The sequence below is a fragment of the Rathayibacter sp. AY2B9 genome (assembly GCF_002931595.1).
Lineage (GTDB): Bacteria > Actinomycetota > Actinomycetes > Actinomycetales > Microbacteriaceae > Rathayibacter.
Map to the genome: position 1 here is coordinate 3,609 of NZ_PSUB01000033.1, position 1,843 is coordinate 5,451.

Below are 1,843 nucleotides of genomic sequence, written 5' to 3' on the forward strand. Positions count from 1 at the left end.
GGTGGGTAGGAGAGCGTCGTGTGGCGAGTGAAGCGGCGGTGTGAACCAGCCGTGGATGCCACACGAGTGAGAATGCAGGCATGAGTAGCGAAAGACGGGTGAGAAACCCGTCCTCCGGAAGACCAAGGGTTCCAGGGTCAAGCTAATCTTCCCTGGGTAAGTCGGGACCTAAGGCGAGGCCGACAGGCGTAGTCGATGGACAACGGGTTGATATTCCCGTACCGGCGAAGAACCGCCCAAGACAATCCAGTAGTGCTAAGTATCTGAATCCCTTTGATGGATCCCTTCGGGGTGAAGCGTTGGGCCTAGCGTACGACCCCGTGCTGGTGCGTTTAGCGTATTAACAGGTGTGACGCAGGAAGGTAGCCGAGCCGGGCGATGGTTGTCCCGGTCTAAGGATGTAGGGCGAACGATAGGCAAATCCGTCGTTCATATAGCCTGAGATCTGATGGGTAGACGCAAGTCGAAATCGGTGATCCTATGCTGCCAAGAAAAGCATCGACGCGAGGTTCTAGCTGCCCGTACCCCAAACCGACTCAGGTGGTCAGGTAGAGAATACTAAGGAGATCGAGAGAATCGTGGTTAAGGAACTCGGCAAAATGCCCCCGTAACTTCGGGAGAAGGGGGGCCTGAGGCGTGAACGGACTTGCTCCGGGAGCGTTCGATGGCCGCAGAGACCAGTGGGAAGCGACTGTTTACTAAAAACACAGGTCCGTGCTAAGTCGCAAGACGATGTATACGGACTGACGCCTGCCCGGTGCTGGAAGGTTAAGAGGAACGGTTAGCCGCAAGGCGAAGCTGAGAATTTAAGCCCCAGTAAACGGCGGTGGTAACTATAACCATCCTAAGGTAGCGAAATTCCTTGTCGGGTAAGTTCCGACCTGCACGAATGGCGTAACGACTTCCCAGCTGTCTCAACCGCGAACTCGGCGAAATTGCATTACGAGTAAAGATGCTCGTTACGCGCAGCAGGACGGAAAGACCCCGTGACCTTTACTATAGTTTGGTATTGGTGTTCGGTGTGGCTTGTGTAGGATAGGTGGGAGACGTTGAAGCGGGCACGCTAGTGTTCGTGGAGTCATTGTTGAAATACCACTCTGGTCACTCTGGATATCTAACTTCGGACCCTAATCGGGTTCAGGGACAGTGCCTGATGGGTAGTTTAACTGGGGCGGTTGCCTCCCAAAGAGTAACGGAGGCGCCCAAAGGTTCCCTCAACCTGGTTGGCAATCAGGTGGCGAGTGTAAGTGCACAAGGGAGCTTGACTGTGAGACTGACAAGTCGAGCAGGGACGAAAGTCGGGACTAGTGATCCGGCAGTGGCTTGTGGAAGCGCTGTCGCTCAACGGATAAAAGGTACCTCGGGGATAACAGGCTGATCTTGCCCAAGAGTCCATATCGACGGCATGGTTTGGCACCTCGATGTCGGCTCGTCGCATCCTGGGGCTGGAGTAGGTCCCAAGGGTTGGGCTGTTCGCCCATTAAAGCGGTACGCGAGCTGGGTTTAGAACGTCGTGAGACAGTTCGGTCCCTATCCGCTGCGCGCGCAGGAAATTTGAGAAGATCTATCCCTAGTACGAGAGGACCGGGATGGACGAACCTCTGGTGTGTCAGTTGTTCCGCCAGGAGCACCGCTGATTAGCTACGTTCGGAACGGATAACCGCTGAAAGCATCTAAGCGGGAAGCCGGCTTCGAGATGAGATTTCCATCCCTTCGGGGGAGAGGCTCCCAGCCAGACGACTGGGTTGATAGGCCGGATGTGGAAGACAGGACTAAAGACTGTCGGAGCTGACCGGTACTAATAAGCCGATAACTTGATAATCACTACACTCATACCGTTGTA

1 rRNA gene (running past one end of the window) is annotated in these 1,843 nt (G+C 54.9%); it reads left to right on the plus strand.

Annotated features, from left to right (window positions below):
• Positions 1 to 1,822 (plus strand): 23S ribosomal RNA (locus C5C25_RS16095) (it extends 1,363 nt beyond the left edge of the window).
• Positions 1,823 to 1,843: the final 21 nt, after the last annotated feature.